Here is an 18,062-nt window from a genome sequence, read left to right as displayed (position 1 = left end):
GCGACAAGAATTCAGCCGTGAAATCTGTTCGTTCCCCGCTTTCGCGCACCGCCTGAATCAGGTCCATGTCAATACGACCGACGGCGCGGGGGCGTGATGTTCGTCACGCGGCGTAATGTTCGTGGGGCCTGCGGATCGGCCAGGCTGTCCGATTCGGGGCCCCCATACGTCCGTATTGATGAAGTCGTGTACGAAACATTCCCGAGCGCGACATGGACAACCCGTCATCGGTGATCACCGAGTGAATACGCGGCCGATCCGCACCGGTCAAGTCCCCCTGCGGCGCCTACTAATCTCGGTTTTCTCACATGCCGGAATGAGGGAGAACGTCCAGATGAACCGCAAGACGCTGGTGCTGCCGGCCGTAGTGGGCCTGCTCGCACCCGTGCTCGCCGCCTGCGGCGGGTCGGACGACGGGGGCGATGCCATCGTTGTCGGGACAACGGACCAGTTCATCGTCTCGAAGGACAACCCGGCCCCCCTCGACCCCGCCATCGGCTACGAGGCGGGCGTGTGGAACGTCCTGCGCCAGACCGTGCAGACCCTGACCCACATACCCCGCGGCGGCGGCGAGCCGGTGCCCGAGGCGGCGAAGAGCTGCACCTTCACCGACACCGAGAACGAGAGCTACCGCTGCACGCTGCGTGACGGGCTCACCTTCGCGGACGGCACCCCGGTCACGCCGGAGGACGTGAAGTACTCCATCCAGCGCGTGATGGATATCAAGGACGAAAGCGGCCCGGTCGGCCTGCTCGCCAACATCGACACGGTCGAGACCAAGGGCGAGAACCAGGTCATCTTCCACCTGAAGACTCCGGACGCCACCTTTCCCTACAAGCTCGCCACGCCGCCCGCCGGCATCGTCCAGAAGGACAAGTACCCGGCGAAGACTCCCCGTGAGGGCCTCCAGGTCGACGGATCCGGCCCCTACACGATGAAGCCCGAGGTCAAGGGCGGCCAAATCGTCAAGGTGGTCTTCACCAAGAACCCCAAGTACAAGGGGGATCTGAAGGTCAGGAACGAGAAGGTCGAACTGGACCTGTTCCCCGACGCGGCGGCGATGGGGAAGGCGCTCGACGACAAGAAGATCGACATGATGACGCGCACCATGTCGCCCGAGCAGTCCCAGAAGATGCTGGAGGACCCGGAAGACGGCGTGAAGCTCACGGAGATGCCGGGCCTCGCCATCAGCTATCTCGGGTTCAACACCGAGGACCCCGTGGTGAAGAACAAGGCCGTACGCCAGGCCATGGCCCAGGTCATCGACCGCGGGTCCATCGCCAGTCAGGTGTACGGCAGCACCGCCGAGCCGCTCTACTCGCTGATCCCGTCCGGCATCACCAGCCACACCAACTCGTTCTACACCAAGTACGGTGAGCCCGACGTGGCCACGGCCGCCGGGATTCTGGACAAGGCCGGCATCAGCACGCCGGTGAAGTTCACTCTGCACTACACGACGGACCACTACGGTCCCGCCACCAAGGCGGAATTCGAGGCGCTGGCGAAGCAGCTCAACGACACGAAGCTCTTCGAGGTCGACGTCAAGGGCGCCCCCTGGGACAAGTACCGTCCCGCCCAGAAGAAGGGCGAGTACGCCGTGTACGGGATGGGCTGGTTCCCCGACTTCCCCGACCCGGACACCTACATCGCCCCGTTCCTCGACGAGAACAACTTCCTCAACTCCCCGTACACGTCGACCGAGGCGCAGGGCACGCTCATCCCGCAGTCCCGCCGCGAGGCCGACCGAAGTGCCGCGACGCCGACCTTCGAGAAGCTCCAGGACATCGTTGCCAACGACGTCCCCGTGCTCCCGGTCTGGCAGGGCAAGCAGTACGTCGCCTCGCTCGACGAGCTGACCGGGGTGGAGTGGGCCGTCAACTCCTCGGCCGACCTCCAGCTCTGGGAGCTGGCGCGCGGCGAGTCCTGACGCGGCGACCCCTCACACGGACGGGCGCGGTCCGGGGCCTCTGGCCCCGGACGGCGCCCGTTCCCGCGTCCGTGCCCGTCTCACTGGGCGCCGGGCCGCACCAGACCGCTCTCGTAGGCGTAGACGGCGGCCTGCACACGGTCGCGCAGGCCCAGCTTCGTCAGCACATGGCCCACATGCGTCTTGACCGTGGTCTCACTCACGAACAGGTCCGCCGCGATCTCCGCGTTGGACAGCCCGCGTGCCACCAGCTTCAGCACCTCGACCTCGCGCTCGGTCAGGGTGTGCAGGGCGTCCGGGACGGGGTCCTCGCCCGACGGCAGATGGTCGGCGTACTTGTCGAGCAGCCGGCGCGTGATGCTCGGCGCCAGCAGCGCCTCGCCCGCGGCCACCACCCTGATGGCCTGCACCAGCTCGTTGGCCGGCGCGTCCTTCAGCAGGAAGCCGCTGGCGCCGGCGCGCAGCGCCTCCACCACGTACTCGTCGAGGTCGAACGTCGTCAGCACCAGGACCTTCGCCGGGCCGTCCCGCCCGGGGCCCGTGATCTGGCGGGTCGCCTCGACCCCGTCCATCCGCGGCATCCGGATGTCCATGAGCACGACATCGGGCTGCAGCGCCCGCACCTGATCGATGGCCTGCAGGCCGTCGCCGGCCTCACCGACCACAGCCAGATCGCCCTCCGCCTCCAGGATCATCCGGAAACCGGTGCGCAGCAGTGGTTGATCATCGACGAGCAGGACGCGGATAGCCACGTAATCTCCTTAAGGGCCTTCGAGTCAAGGGCCTTCGAGGGCCGCGGGCTGACCGGTCTCGGGCCGGACCGGCTCCATTCTGCCCTGCACAGCCTCCACCGATTCGGCCGGGCGCACGGACAACGGATAGACCGGGGGAGTCCCGCCGAATTCCGGGCAGACCGCCCGGTGGTCGCACCAGCCGCACAGCTTCGTCGGCCTCGGCCGCCACTCGCCCGTCTCGGTGGCGAGCCGGATCGCCTCCCACAGCGCGAGCAGCTTGCGCTCCACCCGCTCGAGGTCCGCCGGAACGGGGTCGTACGTCAGCACGTCACCGCTGCCGAGATAGACCAGCTGGAGCCGGCGCGGGACCACGTTCTTCAGGCGCCACACCACCAGGGCGTAGAACTTCATCTGGAACAGCGCGCCCTCCGCGTACTCCGGCCGGGGAGCCTTGCCCGTCTTGTAGTCGACGATGCGGACGTCACCCGTCGGGGTCACGTCCACGCGGTCGATCACGCCGCGTAGCCTCAGCCCCGAATCCAGCTCCGTCTCGACGAACAGCTCCCGCTCGGCCGGCTCCAGGCGGGTGGGGTCCTCCAGCGAGAACCACCGCTCCACGAGCCGCTCCGCCTCGCCGAGCCACCCCGCGAGCCGCTCTCCCTCCGGATCCCCCTCGAAGAGCTCCGTCAGCTCGGGCTTCGACTCCAGCAGCCGGTCCCACTGGCCCGGGATCAGCGCCTTGGCCCTCGGCGCCGTACGGTCCGCCGCCGGGGCGTCGAACAGACGCTCAAGCACCGCATGCACCAGCGTGCCCCGGGTAGCAGCCTCACTGGGCTTCTCCGGGAGCTTGTCGATGACCCGGAAGCGGTACAGCAGGGGGCACTGCATGAAATCGCTCGCGCGCGACGGCGACAGGGACGAGGGTGGCTGAGGCGGGCGCGGTACGGACGTCATGTCGCAGACCCTACGGCCCGCCACTGACACCCAGCGGCATACCATCGACGACAGAGCTCGCACACAGCATGATCGTGGCAGAAGCCACCGACCGAAGGGACCCCGTGGACGAGAGCGGCGACAGCGGGCGCCCGCAGCCCGGCGCAGGGGACAAGGACCCCGGCACCGGACCTGACAAGGGCAAACCGCGGCGCCCGGCAGACCCGGGAGGCGGCCTCCTGATGGGGCGCCCCTTCGGCGTGCCCGTGTACGTCGCACCCAGCTGGTTCGTCGTCGCGGCGCTGATCACATGGGTCTTCGGAGGACAGCTCGACCGCGTCCTGCCGGAACTCGGCGGGGTCCGCTACCTGGTCGCGCTCTTCTTCGCGATCGCCTTCTACGCGTCCGTGCTCGTCCACGAGCTCGCCCACACCGTCGCCGCCCTGCGCTACAAGCTGCCGGTGCGCCGCATCCAGCTCCAGTTCTTCGGCGGCGTCTCCGAGATCGAGAAGGAGACCGAGACCCCCGGCCGCGAGTTCGTCCTCGCCTTCGTGGGCCCCCTCCTCTCCCTCGTCCTCGGCGCTGTCTTCTACATCCCGCTCCAGTTCGTCGAAGCGGGCACCGTCCCCGGCGTGCTCCTCGCCGGGCTGATGGTCTCCAACCTCATCGTCGCCGCCTTCAACCTGCTGCCCGGCCTGCCCCTGGACGGCGGACGCATGCTCCGCGCCGTCGTCTGGAAGATCACGGGCAAGCCGATGAGCGGCACCATCGCCGCCGCGTGGGTCGGCCGGGGCCTGGCCATCACCGTCTTCGTCGGCCTCCCGCTGCTCACCCACACCGGCGCCCTCGGCAACGCCACCGGTGAGATCAGCGGGTTCGAGACCGTCACCGACGCCCTCCTCGCGGCGATCCTCGCGGCGATCATCTGGACCGGCGCCGGGAACAGCCTGCGGACGGCCCGGCTCCGTGAGCACCTCCCCGAACTCCGCGCCCGTACCCTCACCCGGCGTGCCGTGCCCGTGGAGTCCGCCACCCCGCTCTCCGAGGCACTCCGCCGCGCCAACGAGGCGGGCGCCCGCGCCCTCGTCGTCGTCGACGGCCAGGGCAGCCCCAAGGGCGTCGTCCGGGAGGCGGCCATCGCCGGCGTCCCCGAACACCGCCGGCCCTGGGTGGCCGTCAGCGGCCTCGCCCAGGACCTCACCGACGGTATGAAGGTCCCGGCCGAACTCGCGGGCGAGGCCCTGCTGGACCGGCTGAAGGCCACCCCGGCCACCGAGTACCTGGTGGTCGAGGAGACCGGCGAGATCTACGGCGTCCTCTCCACCGCCGACGTCGAGCGCGCCTTCATCAAGGCCATGGCCCGTCCCTCGGCCTGACGTCCGGAAAGCGGCCACCGAAATACCGGTAGGCTGGTCACATGTCCGAACCGACCGGTGCCGCCCGCCGTCGCGGCCCATTCAAAGTCGGGGACCAGGTCCAGCTCACCGACCCCAAGGGACGCCACTACACCTTCACGCTCGAGGCCGGAAAGAATTTTCACACCCACAAGGGTTCTTTCCCGCACGACGAGCTGATCGGTGCTCCCGAGGGCAGTGTTGTCCGAACCACGGGAAACGTCGCCTATCTCGCGCTGCGTCCCCTGCTCCCCGACTACGTCCTGTCCATGCCCCGCGGTGCCGCCGTGGTCTACCCGAAGGACGCGGGCCAGATCCTCGCCTTCGGTGACATCTTCCCCGGTGCGCGCGTCGTCGAAGCCGGCGTCGGCTCGGGTGCGCTGAGCACCTTCCTGCTGCGCGCCATCGGCGAGCAGGGCATGCTGCACTCCTACGAGCGCCGCGAGGACTTCGCCGAGATCGCCCAGCAGAACGTCGAGCGCTACTTCGGCTCGCCGCACCCGGCCTGGCAGCTCACCGTCGGCGACCTCCAGGACAACCTCTCGGACACCGACGTCGACCGTGTCGTCCTCGACATGCTCGCCCCGTGGGAGTGCCTCGAGGCCGTCTCCAAGGCCCTGGTGCCCGGTGGCATCCTCTGCGCGTACGTCGCGACCACGACCCAGCTCTCGCGGACCGTCGAGTCCATCCGTGAGATCGGCTGCTTCGCGGAACCGCAGCCGTGGGAGTCGATGGTCCGCAACTGGCACGTCGAAGGCCTGGCCGTCCGCCCCGACCACCGGATGATCGGCCACACCGGTTTCCTCGTCACCGCCCGCCGTCTCGCGGACGGCGTCGAGCCGCCGCTGCGCCGCCGCCGCCCGTCCAAGGGCGCCTACGGCGACGACTACGACGGTCCCGGCAGCCGGAGCGGCTCCGCCACCCGCGACTGACCCGTACCACGCGAAGGCGCCGCCGCCGAGTTCCCGGACCGACCCGGGAGCCCGGCGGCGGCGCCTTTTCCGTCGGCCGTGACGACCCCGCCGTTCCCCTCGGGTGTGAGGTGTGGCACGATGCTGGCCACCCCCCGCCCGCCGACATCCGTTCGGCACCGCCTATCCAGGCACCAGGAACCACAGGAGACATACCGCGTGCAGACCTCCGCGCTCCCGGACCTCGCGCACACCGACGCCAAGCCGGTGCACTGGCTCGCCACGGCGACGGCGATGGCCGCGGTCGTCGCCGCCGCGGGCCTGCTCCAGCCGGAGGCGGCCACCGCGACGGCCTCCGCGTCCGAGCACCGCGTCACCACGCAGCACGGGAGTGCGCCCGCCGCGAAGGCGCCCGACCCGGCCCAGGTCACCTTCCCACTCGACTGCGGCGCCGCCGGACACACCGTGGCCGAAAGCGCACCCGGGGACCTCGACGGGGACGGCGGGCCCGAGACCGTGGCCGTCGTGCGCTGCGCCGCGGGGTCGGGCACCCCGCCCAGCGGCATCTACGTCGTGACACAGCCGAACGGGGCCGCACCCCGGGTCGTGGCGACCCTGGTGGACCCCGCTCAGAAACTCAACGTCACCGACTTCACCGTCCGTGACGGCCGGGTGTCGGCGACCCTGCTCGGCTACTCCTCGGCCGACGTGCCCCGCTGCTGCCCCGACGAACTGGAGAGCGCCTCCTGGCAGTGGAAGGGCAACGCGTTCATCAAGTCCGCCGGCCCTGCGGGCTCCACCGCGCGAGGCGTCTGAGCCGTTACTCCGCGTCGGGCCCGAAGACCTCTACATTGTCCGAAACGCGACGTACATGAATACAGTCGCCCGGGCATTCCTTGGCCGAGTCCACGACGTCCTGGAGCAGAGGCAGCGGCACCGGTGTGGTGGCGCCCTTGTCCTGGAGGAGCTCGTCCTCGTCGCTCTTGACGTACGCCAGACCGTCGATGTCCAGCTCGAACACCTCAGGTGCGTACTGCACGCAGATGCCGTCGCCCGTACAGAGATCCTGGTCGATCCAGACCTCGAGGTCCTGTGTGTCGCTGTCGCCCGGAGCGTCCTGCTGCACGGTCATGTGTCCTGCCGTTCCCTGCGTATCTGCACCAATTGAAGCCAGCCCTGACGGGTGTTGAACGCTTCGACGATACAACCGGCTGCTTTCCGGTGCCGAAGGGTGGGTATTCCCTTGGCGTGAGGGAGAGCGCAAGGGTGAAGATCGGACAGACTCCCGGGTCTTTGTGATCTAGGGGTTTCAATCATCACCCACCCAGGTAGGGTCAGGAAGCGTCCAGCTCCCCTTGGAGGAGGTGAGGACCGTGGCAGCCCACGACGACGACATCAACCGCGGCAACCGGCCCGGGCGAGGGTCAGAGGACCCAGCCGGCCAGGTCGCCTATCTCGAGCAGGAAATCGCCGTCCTGCGACGTAAGCTCGCCGACTCTCCGCGTCACTCGAGGATTCTCGAAGAGCGGATCGTCGAGTTGCAGACAAACCTGGCAGGCGTGTCCGCGCAGAACGAGCGGCTCGCCAACACGCTCCGGGAGGCCCGCGACCAGATCGTGGCCCTCAAGGAGGAGGTCGACCGGCTCGCGCAGCCGCCGGCCGGCTTCGGTGTCTTCCTGCAGGCCAACGAGGACGACACCTGCGACATCTTCACCGGGGGCCGCAAGCTCCGGGTGAACGTCAGCCCGAGCGTCGAGCTCGAGGGCCTCCGGCGAGGCCAGGAAGTCATGCTCAACGAGGCGCTCAACGTGGTCGAGGCCATGGAATTCGAGCGGGCCGGGGACATCGTCACCCTCAAGGAGATCCTCGAGGACGGCGAGCGCGCCCTGGTCATCGGGCACACCGACGAGGAACGGGTGGTGAGGCTCGCCGAGCCTCTGCTGGACATCACCATCCGCCCCGGCGACGCCCTCCTGCTCGAACCCAGGTCCGGCTACGTCTACGAAGTGGTCCCCAAGAGCGAGGTCGAGGAGCTCGTTCTCGAAGAGGTCCCGGACATCGACTACAACAAGATCGGCGGTCTGGGCGACCAGATCGAACTGATCCGCGACGCGGTCGAGCTCCCGTACCTCCACCCGGACCTCTTCAAGGAGCACGAACTCCGCCCGCCGAAGGGCATCCTGCTCTACGGCCCCCCTGGCTGCGGCAAGACACTCATCGCCAAGGCCGTCGCCAACTCGCTGGCCAAGAAGGTCGCCGAGGTCACGGGACAGCCCGCGGGGAAGAGCTACTTCCTCAATATCAAGGGCCCCGAGCTCCTCAACAAGTACGTCGGTGAGACCGAGCGGCACATCCGCCTCGTCTTCCAGCGTGCCCGGGAGAAGGCGAGCGAGGGCACCCCCGTCATCGTCTTCTTCGACGAGATGGAATCCCTCTTCCGCACCCGTGGTTCCGGTGTCAGCTCGGACGTGGAGAACACCATCGTCCCCCAGCTGCTCGCCGAGATCGACGGTGTGGAGGGCCTGGAGAACGTCATCGTCATCGGTGCCTCCAACCGTGAGGACATGATCGACCCCGCGATCCTGCGGCCCGGCCGTCTCGATGTGAAGATCAAGATCGAGCGTCCGGACGCGGAGGCGGCGAAGGACATCTTCGCGAAGTACCTCACCCCCTCGCTGCCGCTGCACTCGGACGACCTGTCCGAGCACACCGGGTCGAGGGAGGCCGCCGCCCACGCGATGATCCAGTCCGTCGTGGAGCGGATGTACACGGAATCCGAGGAGAACCGCTTCCTCGAGGTCACCTACGCGAACGGTGACAAGGAAGTCCTGTACTTCAAGGACTTCAACTCCGGAGCGATGATTCAGAACATCGTGGACCGGGCAAAGAAAATGGCCATCAAGGCATTCCTCGAGCAGGGCCAGAAGGGCCTGCGCGTCTCCCACCTCCTCCAGGCATGCGTGGACGAGTTCAAGGAGAACGAGGACCTGCCCAACACGACCAACCCGGACGACTGGGCCAGGATTTCCGGAAAGAAGGGCGAGCGGATCGTGTTCATCCGCACACTGGTCACCGGAAAGCAGGGCGCGGACACCGGTCGTTCCATCGACACGGTGGCAAATACCGGACAGTACCTGTAAAACGCAGACCGGCTGCGGATGCCCGGCAGGGTATCCGCAGCCGGCCGTTTTCCCGGCAGCTCCGGCCACACCCGAACAATGACGTAATTGATCTCCCCACCGGCGCAGAGGCGCTCTAGGCTCTGCCGTACCGCCGAGTCGCGCAGTGCGGGGACGGGCACCGCGGACCAGCAGCGGTACTTGAGCGCCGCTCCCGGACGGGAGCGACGCCGGGCAAGGAGGGCCGCATGACCGTACGGCGAGTGATGGGCATCGAGACGGAGTACGGGATCTCCGTCCCCGGTCAACCCAACGCCAATGCCATGCTCACCTCGTCCCAGATCGTCAACGCCTACGCGGCGGCGATGCACCGGGCGCGCCGCGCCCGCTGGGACTTCGAGGAGGAGAACCCGCTGCGCGACGCGCGAGGCTTCGACCTCGCCCGTGAGACCGCGGACTCCAGCCAGCTCACCGACGAGGACATCGGCCTCGCCAATGTCATCCTCACCAACGGTGCGCGGCTGTACGTCGACCACGCGCACCCCGAATACAGCTCACCGGAGATCACCAATCCGCTGGACGCGGTGCTCTGGGACAAGGCCGGCGAGCGGGTGATGGCGGAGGCGGCCGAACGGGCGGCCGCGATCCCGGGCGCCCAGCCGATCCATCTGTACAAGAACAACACCGACAACAAGGGCGCGTCCTACGGCACGCACGAGAACTACCTGATGAAGCGGGAGACCCCCTTCTCGGACATCGTGCGCCATCTGACCCCGTTCTTCGTCTCCCGCCAGGTCGTCACCGGTGCGGGCCGGGTCGGCATCGGCCAGGACGGCCACGAGCACGGATTCCAGATCAGTCAGCGCGCCGACTACTTCGAGGTCGAGGTCGGCCTGGAGACGACCCTCAAGCGCCCCATCATCAACACCCGCGACGAGCCGCACTCCGACGCCGAGAAGTACCGCAGGCTGCATGTGATCATCGGCGACGCGAACCTTTCCGAGATCTCGACCTATCTGAAGCTCGGTACCACCTCGCTGGTCCTGGCCATGATCGAGGACGGCTTCATCAATGTCGACCTGGCGGTGGACCAGCCGGTCCGCACGCTGCACCAGGTCTCGCACGACCCGACACTGAAGCAGCTGGTCACGCTCCGTAGTGGCCGGACACTCACCGCGGTGCAGCTGCAGATGGAGTACTTCGAGCTGGGCCGCAAGTACGTCGAGGAGCGGTACGGGGCGGACGCGGACGAGCAGACCAAGGATGTCCTGGCCCGCTGGGAGGACACCCTGAACCGCCTGGAGAACGACCCGATGAGCCTCTCGGGCGAGCTGGACTGGATCGCCAAGCGGGAGCTCATGGAGGGCTACCGGCGCCGTGACGGCCTGGACTGGGACGCGCCGCGGCTGCACCTGGTGGACCTCCAGTACGCCGACGTACGGGCTGACAAGGGCCTGTACAACCGTCTGGCGGCCCGGGGGAAGATCAAGCGGCTCCTCGACGAGAACGACGTCGAGAGGGCCCGTACGAAGCCTCCCGAGGACACCAGGGCCTATTTCCGGGGCCGCTGCCTGGAGCAGTACGCGGACGACGTCGCCGCGGCCTCCTGGGACTCGGTCATCTTCGATCTGCCCGATCGTGACTCGCTGCAACGGGTTCCCACGATGGAACCGTTGCGGGGTACACGCGCCCACGTCAAGGACCTCCTGGACCGCTGCCGCACGGCGGAAGAGCTGGTCCGGACGCTGACGGGGGGCTGAAAGGCGTCCCGGCTGGGAATCAATCAGATGACCTCCGGACGTTGAGGAAAGTACCGGGCCAATGTCGGACCCCGTAGGTAGGGTCTGATCAAGTGCTTCGAACCGAGCGGGGTGAGCTACATGGCGACCAAGGACACCGGCGGCGGACAGCAGAAGGCGACGCGTTCCACCGAGGAGACCGAGGAGCAGGCGCAGGACGCGCAGGCATCCGAGGACCTCGCGGAGCGGCAGGAGAAGCTCAGCGAGGACGTGGACGACGTCCTCGACGAGATCGACGACGTACTCGAGTCCAATGCCGAGGACTTCGTTCGATCGTTCGTCCAAAAGGGCGGCGAGTAAAAGCCGGATATCCGGCCGGACCGTTCGCCGGCGGGCTCGCGCCGCCGGCAGGCGATTTCCGTGGGATGCCCTGGCCCGCACCGGGCATCACGGGGCATCCCACGGAAGTGCTCCGCACCCGGGATCATGTTGATCACCGTCACAGGACGGGTAGGGTCCGTGGCGTACTGCTTCAACTGCAATTCGGCCACCGGCAAGTTGGGGGATGATCCTGACACCTTGCGCAGGGCCATCGCATACCTGGAGGGAAACGCGTGGAAGCCAACACTCGTAGCACCGGGCGTCTACCAGCTGCCTTCCTGACGCCGGGTTCGTCCTCGTTCATGGACTTCCTGTCCAACCACTCACCCGAGATCCTTCCCGGCAACCGCAGCCTGCCGCCGCTCCAGGGCGCCGTCGAGGCGCCGCACGGCACGACCATCGTGGCGGCCTCGTTCCCCGGCGGAGTGGTGCTGGCAGGTGACCGGCGGGCGACCATGGGGAACATGATCGCGCAGCGCGACATCGAGAAGGTGTTCCCGGCCGACGAGTACTCGGCGGTGGGGATCGCCGGCACGGCGGGTCTCGCCGTGGAGATGGTCAAGCTGTTCCAGCTGGAGCTGGAGCACTTCGAGAAGGTCGAGGGCGCCACGCTCTCCCTGGAGGGCAAGGCCAACCGGCTCTCCACGATGATCCGCAGCAACCTGGCGATGGCCATGCAGGGCCTGGCGGTCGTCCCGCTGTTCGCCGGATACGACGTCGACCGCGAGAAGGGCCGGATCTTCTCCTACGACGTCACCGGCGGCCGTTCCGAGGAGCGCGGCTACGCGGCCACCGGCTCCGGCTCGGTCTTCGCGCGCGGGTCGATGAAGAAGCTGTTCCGCGACGACCTGACGGAGGAGCAGACACTCACGCTGGTCGTGCAGGCGCTGTACGACGCGGCCGACGACGACTCGGCGACCGGCGGCCCGGACGTGGCCCGCCGGATCTATCCGATCGTCACCGTCATCACCGACGAGGGCTTCCGCAGGCTGGACGACGCGGAATCCTCGGAGATCGCGCGCGCGATCCTGGAGCGCCGGCTCGAGCAGCCCGACGGCCCCCGCGCCGCGCTGCTCTGACCGGCCCGATGCTTCTCCGATGCACTCGTCACTGACAGAAAGGGACGGATAGCCGGTGTCGACGCCGTTCTATGTCTCACCTCAGCAGGCCATGGCCGACCGGGCGGAATACGCCCGGAAGGGCATCGCCCGTGGTCGCAGCCTGGTTGTGCTGCAGTACGCCGACGGCATTGTGTTCGTCGGCGAGAACCCGTCCCGCGCGCTGCACAAGTTCAGCGAGATCTACGACCGGATCGGCTTCGCCGCCGCCGGCAAGTACAACGAGTACGAGAACCTCCGCATCGGCGGAGTGCGCTACGCCGATCTGCGGGGATACACCTACGACCGCGACGACGTGACGGCCCGTGGGCTGGCCAACGTCTACGCGCAGACGCTGGGCACCATCTTCTCCAGCGCCGCCGAGAAGCCGTACGAGGTGGAGCTGGTGGTCGCCGAGGTCGGCGCCGGGCCCGAGGGCGACCAGATCTACCGGCTGCCGCACGACGGCTCGATCGTGGACGAGCACGGTTCCGTCGCGGTCGGCGGGAACGCCGAGCAGATCAGCAGCTTCCTGGACCAGCGCCACCGCGACGGGATGTCGCTCGCCGAGGCGCTGAAGCTGGCCGTGCAGGCGCTGTCCCGCGAGGCCAACGGCAACGAGCGGGAGATCCCCGCCGAGCGGCTCGAGGTCGCGGTCCTGGACCGCACGAGGCCGCAGCAGCGCAAGTTCAAGCGGATCGTCGGCCGGCAGCTGACCAGGCTGCTGGACGCGGACGGCGCGGGGGCGACCCCGACGGACGCCCCGTCCGACACGGAGGAGCCCGAGGGCGGCTCCACGCCGGCCGCCGGGACCGACGGCACCCCCGAGAAGGGCGCCGACACCCCTGGGAAGGGCACCGACGGGCCCGAGAAGGGCACGGGCGAGGCCCCGAAGGAGTAACCGGTACCGGAAGATCTCCGGACGGAGCCCTCCGGCCGTCGTACGCGGCGGCCGGAGGGCTCCGTCATGCGGTGGCCGGGGGTGCGGTGGAGCCCCGTACCACCAGGCGGACGGGGAGGTCGTGGTGGACCGCGGGGCGGCCCTCCAGGACGGCCAGCAGAGCCGTCATGCCGCGCTCACCCACCTGCTCGGCCGGGAGGCGCACGGTGGTGAGCTCCGGCTCCACCGCCGTGGCGAGCGCAAGGTCGTCGAAACCGGTCACGGAGATGTCGTCGGGCACCCGCAGCCCTCGTCTGCGGACCGCCTTGCAGGCACCGGCGGCCAGGATGTCGTCGTCACAGACGATGGCCGTCGGCAGGGGGCCGGGGGAGGCCAGGACCGTCTCGGTGGCCTCGCGCCCGGACCGTACGTCCAGCGGGGCGGTGACGGTGCGCAGGACGGCGCCGGGGACGTCACGCACGGCCTCCCGCAGCGCCCGGGCACGCACCGCGAAGGTCCAGGTGTCCACGGCGGAGGCGAGGTGCGTGATCCGGCGGTGGCCGAGGCCGAGCAGATGGTCCGTCACCTGGCGCATGCCGTCCACGATGTCGAGGTTCACGCGGGCCGCGGCACCCTGGTCCTCGGGGTCGCTGTCCAGCATCACCAGCGGCAGGTCCGCGCCCCTCAGCGCCCCCAGGGCGTCCGCCGCCATCGACGAGGCGATCACCCCGTCGAGCGCCGCGCGAGCCGAGGCGAACGGATCCCTGGCGGGACCGGTGCCGTCGGGGGACGGGTAGAGGACCACGCCGAAGTCGTGCTCGGCGGCGACTGCGGCGGCCCCCGTGTACACCCGGGCGAAGAACTCGTTGGTGAGCGCCGGGACGACGAGGAGGGCGGTACGGGTGCGGCCCAGCCGGAGACTGCGGGCCGCGAGATTCGGCCGGTAGCCGAGGGCCCTGGCGCTGTCGCGGACCCGTTCGGCGGTCGCCGTGGAGACCCGGCCCCGCCATTTGTCACCGAGTACGAGCGAGACCGTCGCCTGCGAGACGCCCGCCGCCCGGGCCACATCACGGCTGGTGGGCCGTGGTGGGGAGGGCTGCTGGGTGCTGCTCACTCGTGCCTCCGTGCTGGGCCGGTCGGATCGTGGCGGGATGGACTCCCGGGCTGCCCACATGGTACGTATGAGCATCGAGGTTATACGTAAAACCCCAGGGTGTGGCACCGCTGGGGGAGAGGGGTGGACATGGCTGCGGGGTATATGGACATCCTCCGGACGCGGCACGCCGCCCGGCTGCTCGCGGGAACGCTGGTCGGGCGGCTGCCGAACGGCACCGCCCACATCGCGATCGTCCTGTTCACCCGCGCGGAGGGGGGCAGCTACACGCTGGCCGGCGCCCTCGCGGCGGCGTACGGACTCGCCACAGCGGTGGGGCAGCCCCTGCTGGGCCGGGCCGTGGACCTGTACGGCCAGCCGCGTGTCCAGCTCCCCGCGGCGGTCGTCTCCGCGCTCGGCATGGCCGTGCTCGCCCTGATCGGCCTGGCCTCGCTCCCGGCCGCCTACGCGGCGGTCGTCGTGGCCGGCGTGTTCACGCCCCCGCTGGAGGGCGGCCTGCGCGCCCTGTGGCCGACGGTCCTGGACCGGGAGGACCGGGTGCACCGCGCGTACGCCATGGACGCGGTGGCCCAGGAGATCATGTTCACCGTGGGGCCGCTCCTCGTGACGGTCCTGGTGTCGCTCTGGTCGCCCGCCGCCGCACTCCTGGTCATCAACGCCATCGGCGTACTGGGCGCGCTGTCCGTCGTCCTGTCCGAGCCCTCCAGGGTGTGGCGCTCGGGGCCCCGCGAGGCGCACTGGCTGGGCGCCCTGCGCTCGCCGGGGCTGCTCGCCCTGCTCGGCGCCTTCTTCTTCGTCGGGCTCGCGCTCGGCTCCATCACGGTGGCCGGTGTCGCCTACGCCGACGACCAGGGCCGGGAGTCCGTGTACGGCTGGCTGATGGCCGCTCTCGGCCTCGGCGCGCTGATCGGCGGAGCGGTCTACGGGGCGCGGCAGTGGGCCGGGGCGCCCGAGCGCAGGCTGCGGATCATCGTCGCGCTGCTGGCGCTGGGCTATCTGCCGCTGATGCTGACGCCCGGCGTGCCCGCCATGACCGCACTGGCGGCCCTCGCCGGAGTGTTCCTCGCCCCGGCGATCGCGTGCTCGTTCATCGTCGTGGACCGGCACGCGCCGCAGGGCACGGTGACCGAGGCGTTCTCCTGGCTCGTGACGACCTTCGGGGTGGGCGCGGCGGCCGGAACGGCGGTGGCGGGCCCGGCCGTCGAGCTCGGCGGGACGGCGTGGAGTTTCGCCGTCGCCGGGGCCGGTGGAGGGGCGGCGCTGCTGGTTCTGCTGGCCACCGGAAGGGTCCTCGCAGCTCCCGGGCGTAAGCCCGCGGTTGTGGCCGGTTCGGAAAATGATCGAAACGGTGCCGCCGAACCCGGTTTCAGCTCAGGCCATAAGGCGTAATGTTCAGTCATGGACCGCCGCATTTTCGGGCTGGAGAACGAGTACGGCGTCACGTGCACGTTCAGGGGACAGCGCCGACTGTCACCTGACGAAGTGGCGCGCTACCTCTTCCGCCGTGTTGTGTCATGGGGCCGCAGCAGCAATGTCTTCCTGCGGAACGGCGCCCGCCTGTACCTCGACGTGGGATCGCATCCGGAATACGCGACACCCGAATGCGACAACGTGACCGAACTGGTCACGCACGACAAGGCGGGCGAGCGCATTCTCGAAGGCCTGCTCGTCGACGCCGAACGCCGCCTGCACGAGGAGGGAATCGCGGGCGACGTCTATCTCTTCAAGAACAACACCGACTCGGCTGGAAACTCCTACGGGTGCCACGAGAACTACCTCGTGGCACGGCACGGAGAATTCTCCCGGCTCGCGGACATCCTCATTCCGTTCCTCGTCACCCGTCAGCTGATCTGTGGTGCCGGCAAGGTGCTGCAGACGCCGCGCGGAGCCGTCTACTGCGTGAGCCAGCGGGCCGAGCACATCTGGGAGGGCGTCAGCTCCGCGACGACGCGCTCCCGTCCCATCATCAACACCCGGGACGAACCGCACGCCGACGCGGAGCGGTACCGCCGCCTCCACGTCATCGTCGGTGACTCCAACATGTCCGAGACGACCATGCTGCTCAAGGTCGGCGCCACCGATCTCGTGCTGCGAATGATCGAGGCGGGCACCGTGATGCGCGACCTCACCCTGGAGAACCCGATCCGGGCGATCCGCGAGGTCAGTCACGACACCACGGGACAGCGCAAGGTGCGCCTGGCCAGCGGCCGCGAGGCATCCGCCATCGAGGTCCAGCGCGAGTACTACGAGAAGGCCGTCGACTTCGTCGAACGCCGTGGCATCCGCACCGGCACCGTCGACCAGGTCCTCGAGCTGTGGGGCCGCACGCTGGACGCCATCGAGGCCGAGGACCTCGACCGGATCGGCACCGAGATCGACTGGGTCATGAAGTACAAGCTCATCGAGCGGTACCGGGCCAAGCACAACATGACCATGTCGAATCCGCGGGTCGCCCAGATAGACCTCGCCTACCACGACATCCACCGGCGTCGCGGGCTCTACTACCTCCTGGAGCGCAAGGGCCAGGCCGCCCGCATCTGCAACGACATGAAGATCTTCGAGGGCAAGTCGGTTCCCCCGCAGACGACCAGGGCGCGGCTGCGCGGCGACTTCATCCGGCGGGCCCAGGAGCAGCGGCGGGACTTCACCGTCGACTGGGTCCACCTCAAGCTCAACGACCAGGCGCAGCGCACCGTGCTGTGCAAGGACCCCTTCCGTTCCGTCGACGACCGGGTGGAGAAGCTGATCGCGGGCATGTGACCCGGACAGGAATGTCCTGTCCCGTATGTGACCGGGCCCCGTACGTTCCTCGTACGGGGCCCTTCCGTCCGCCTAGAGTGTCGGGGGACCATTCACGTGCCGTCTGAGATCTGAGGAACCAGTGCGCCGACTTGCCGGCCTTCTCGTCGTCCCCCTACTGCTGCTGTCCACGGCGGCATGCGGCGACGACAAGGCCTCCGACTCCGCCTCGACCGAGAAGGGCGTTCCCGCGATCACCGCGGGCGCGAAGTTCGGCGAGAAGCCCACTCTGGCGAAGGGTGAGGGGGATCCTCCCAAGGAACTGAAGACCGACGTCATCAGTGAGGGTGACGGCGCGAAGCTCAAGAACGGCGACGCGATCCAGGTCAACTACCTCGGGCAGGCGTGGGACTCCACCAAACCCTTCGACAACAGCTTCGACCGCAAGCAGCCCTTCGACCTGACGCTCGGCGCGGGCATGGTCATCCAGGGCTGGGACAAGGGGCTCGTCGGCCAGAAGGTCGGAAGCCGCGTCCAGTTGGTCATCCCGCCGAGCCTCGGCTACGGCGAGCAGGGCCAGGGCGACATCAAGCCCAACGCCACCCTCGTCTTCGTCATCGACATCGTGAAGGCGACGCAGATCCCGAAGTCCGCCGAGGGCACAGCCGTGGCCCAGGACAACATCGACCTGCCGAAGGTCGGGACCAAGACCGACGGCAAGGCGCCGACCGTCACGATCCCCAAGAGCGACCCGCCGAAGAAGCTGGTCTCCAACTACGTGCTGGAGTCCAAGGGCGACGTCATCAAGGAGACCGACAGCGTCGTCGTGAACTACGTGGGTCTGCTCTGGAAGGGCAGCAAGGCCTTCGACAGCACCTACCAGACCGGCAAGACCCAGACCTTCCCGCTCGCGCAGGTCACCCTCAAGGGTCTCAAGAACGGTCTGGTCGGCAAGAAGGTCGGCAGCCGTGTGCTGCTCGTCATTCCGCCGGACCAGGGCTTCGGCGACAAGGCCCAGCAGTCCATCCCCGGGAAGTCCACTCTCGTCTTCGCCGTGGACATCCTGACAAAGATGTAAGACTGTCCCGGTTGCC

Annotated in this window: 16 protein-coding genes and 1 pseudogene; 13 read left to right on the top strand and 4 right to left on the bottom strand. The window is 68.7% G+C overall.

Annotation, left to right across the window (positions count from 1 at the left end):
• The first annotated feature begins 334 nt into the window (after positions 1 to 334).
• Complete coding sequence (locus tag ACIBCU_RS27955) at positions 335 to 1,927, top strand: ABC transporter substrate-binding protein (protein ID WP_399234787.1); 1,593 nt, start codon at positions 335 to 337, stop codon at positions 1,925 to 1,927.
• 80 nt (positions 1,928 to 2,007) lie between these two features.
• Here ACIBCU_RS27955 and ACIBCU_RS27950 read toward each other — a convergent pair whose 3' ends face one another.
• The gene (locus ACIBCU_RS27950) at positions 2,008 to 2,679 is read right to left on the bottom strand and encodes a response regulator transcription factor (protein WP_362943598.1); all 672 of its coding nucleotides are present in this window, start codon (positions 2,677 to 2,679) and stop codon (positions 2,008 to 2,010) included.
• 24 nt (positions 2,680 to 2,703) lie between these two features.
• Positions 2,704 to 3,549 carry a PD-(D/E)XK nuclease family protein gene (locus ACIBCU_RS27945; protein ID WP_362943604.1) on the bottom strand — a complete coding sequence of 282 codons (846 nt, stop codon included), beginning with the start codon at positions 3,547 to 3,549 and terminating at the stop codon, positions 2,704 to 2,706.
• A 170-nt stretch (positions 3,550 to 3,719) separates the two neighbouring features.
• Here ACIBCU_RS27945 and ACIBCU_RS27940 point away from each other — a divergent pair, with 170 nt between their 5' ends.
• The 3 genes from ACIBCU_RS27940 to ACIBCU_RS27930 all read left to right on the top strand — a co-directional run bounded on the left by ACIBCU_RS27940 (position 3,720) and on the right by ACIBCU_RS27930 (position 6,715).
• Positions 3,720 to 4,970, top strand: a complete 1,251-nt coding sequence (locus ACIBCU_RS27940; protein ID WP_362943601.1) for a site-2 protease family protein — start codon at positions 3,720 to 3,722, stop codon at positions 4,968 to 4,970.
• Between the two features lie 41 nt (positions 4,971 to 5,011).
• Positions 5,012 to 5,920: a tRNA (adenine-N1)-methyltransferase gene (locus ACIBCU_RS27935; RefSeq protein ID WP_362943595.1), complete on the top strand. Its 909-nt coding sequence runs from the start codon at positions 5,012 to 5,014 to the stop codon at positions 5,918 to 5,920.
• A 198-nt stretch (positions 5,921 to 6,118) separates the two neighbouring features.
• Complete coding sequence (locus ACIBCU_RS27930) at positions 6,119 to 6,715, top strand: hypothetical protein (protein WP_362939728.1); 597 nt, start codon at positions 6,119 to 6,121, stop codon at positions 6,713 to 6,715.
• Between the two features lie 4 nt (positions 6,716 to 6,719).
• On the opposite strand, the gene ACIBCU_RS27925 is transcribed toward ACIBCU_RS27930, so the two are convergent.
• Positions 6,720 to 7,031, bottom strand: coding sequence for a ferredoxin (locus tag ACIBCU_RS27925; protein WP_104790263.1), 312 nt, complete (start codon positions 7,029 to 7,031; stop codon positions 6,720 to 6,722).
• A gap of 241 nt (positions 7,032 to 7,272) precedes the next feature.
• Here ACIBCU_RS27925 and arc point away from each other — a divergent pair, with 241 nt between their 5' ends.
• The 6 genes and pseudogenes from arc (at position 7,273) to prcA (ending at position 13,136) form a co-directional block, all read left to right on the top strand.
• Positions 7,273 to 9,039, top strand: coding sequence for a proteasome ATPase (arc, locus tag ACIBCU_RS27920; protein ID WP_362939732.1), 1,767 nt, complete (start codon positions 7,273 to 7,275; stop codon positions 9,037 to 9,039).
• A 227-nt stretch (positions 9,040 to 9,266) separates the two neighbouring features.
• Positions 9,267 to 10,778, top strand: coding sequence for a depupylase/deamidase Dop (gene dop / locus ACIBCU_RS27915; RefSeq protein ID WP_104790265.1), 1,512 nt, complete (start codon positions 9,267 to 9,269; stop codon positions 10,776 to 10,778).
• A gap of 120 nt (positions 10,779 to 10,898) precedes the next feature.
• Positions 10,899 to 11,117 carry a ubiquitin-like protein Pup gene (locus tag ACIBCU_RS27910; RefSeq protein WP_104791959.1) on the top strand — a complete coding sequence of 73 codons (219 nt, stop codon included), beginning with the start codon at positions 10,899 to 10,901 and terminating at the stop codon, positions 11,115 to 11,117.
• 125 nt (positions 11,118 to 11,242) lie between these two features.
• A pseudogene (locus ACIBCU_RS27905) lies at positions 11,243 to 11,420 on the top strand (endonuclease domain-containing protein); the annotation flags it as partial.
• Positions 11,372 to 12,217 (top strand): proteasome subunit beta, encoded by an 846-nt coding sequence (gene prcB, locus ACIBCU_RS27900; RefSeq protein ID WP_362939737.1) that lies wholly within the window; start codon positions 11,372 to 11,374, stop codon positions 12,215 to 12,217. The pseudogene ACIBCU_RS27905 and the gene prcB, both read left to right, overlap by 49 nt.
• A gap of 55 nt (positions 12,218 to 12,272) precedes the next feature.
• Positions 12,273 to 13,136: a proteasome subunit alpha gene (gene prcA / locus ACIBCU_RS27895; RefSeq protein WP_399234782.1), complete on the top strand. Its 864-nt coding sequence runs from the start codon at positions 12,273 to 12,275 to the stop codon at positions 13,134 to 13,136.
• Positions 13,137 to 13,200: 64 nt separating this feature from the next.
• Here the strand turns inward: prcA and ACIBCU_RS27890 are convergent, their stop codons facing one another.
• Positions 13,201 to 14,229, bottom strand: a complete 1,029-nt coding sequence (locus ACIBCU_RS27890) for a LacI family DNA-binding transcriptional regulator (RefSeq protein ID WP_399234780.1) — start codon at positions 14,227 to 14,229, stop codon at positions 13,201 to 13,203.
• Positions 14,230 to 14,358: 129 nt separating this feature from the next.
• On the opposite strand from ACIBCU_RS27890, the gene ACIBCU_RS27885 reads away from it, so the two are divergent.
• The 3 genes from ACIBCU_RS27885 (at position 14,359) to ACIBCU_RS27875 (ending at position 18,046) form a co-directional block, all read left to right on the top strand.
• The gene (locus ACIBCU_RS27885) at positions 14,359 to 15,618 is read left to right on the top strand and encodes an MFS transporter (protein WP_362939746.1); all 1,260 of its coding nucleotides are present in this window, start codon (positions 14,359 to 14,361) and stop codon (positions 15,616 to 15,618) included.
• A gap of 9 nt (positions 15,619 to 15,627) precedes the next feature.
• On the top strand, positions 15,628 to 16,989 hold the full coding sequence (pafA, locus tag ACIBCU_RS27880; RefSeq protein WP_362939749.1) for a Pup--protein ligase: 1,362 nt from the start codon (positions 15,628 to 15,630) through the stop codon (positions 16,987 to 16,989).
• A 121-nt stretch (positions 16,990 to 17,110) separates the two neighbouring features.
• On the top strand, positions 17,111 to 18,046 hold the full coding sequence (locus ACIBCU_RS27875) for an FKBP-type peptidyl-prolyl cis-trans isomerase (protein ID WP_362939752.1): 936 nt from the start codon (positions 17,111 to 17,113) through the stop codon (positions 18,044 to 18,046).
• The last annotated feature ends 16 nt before the right edge of the window (positions 18,047 to 18,062 follow it).

The organism is Streptomyces sp. NPDC051064, from assembly GCF_044455985.1.
Classification (GTDB): domain Bacteria; phylum Actinomycetota; class Actinomycetes; order Streptomycetales; family Streptomycetaceae; genus Streptomyces.
The sequence above is the reverse complement of the archived record's forward strand: the minus strand, read 5'-3'. Positions and strand labels throughout refer to the sequence as shown.

Bases quoted from the DNA above. Each gene is read 5' to 3' on its own strand.
- ACIBCU_RS27925 (WP_104790263.1), bottom strand. From the start codon at position 7,031: ATGACCGTGCAGCAGGACGCTCCGGGCGACAGCGACACACAGGACCTC.
- ACIBCU_RS27945 (WP_362943604.1), bottom strand. From the start codon at position 3,549: ATGCAGTGCCCCCTGCTGTACCGCTTCCGGGTCATCGACAAGCTCCCG.
- ACIBCU_RS27910 (WP_104791959.1), top strand. From the start codon at position 10,899: ATGGCGACCAAGGACACCGGCGGCGGACAGCAGAAGGCGACGCGTTCC.
- ACIBCU_RS27935 (WP_362943595.1), top strand. From the start codon at position 5,012: ATGTCCGAACCGACCGGTGCCGCCCGCCGTCGCGGCCCATTCAAAGTC.
- ACIBCU_RS27955 (WP_399234787.1), top strand. From the start codon at position 335: ATGAACCGCAAGACGCTGGTGCTGCCGGCCGTAGTGGGCCTGCTCGCA.
- ACIBCU_RS27885 (WP_362939746.1), top strand. From the start codon at position 14,359: ATGGCTGCGGGGTATATGGACATCCTCCGGACGCGGCACGCCGCCCGG.
- pafA (WP_362939749.1), top strand. From the start codon at position 15,628: ATGGACCGCCGCATTTTCGGGCTGGAGAACGAGTACGGCGTCACGTGC.
- dop (WP_104790265.1), top strand. From the start codon at position 9,267: ATGACCGTACGGCGAGTGATGGGCATCGAGACGGAGTACGGGATCTCC.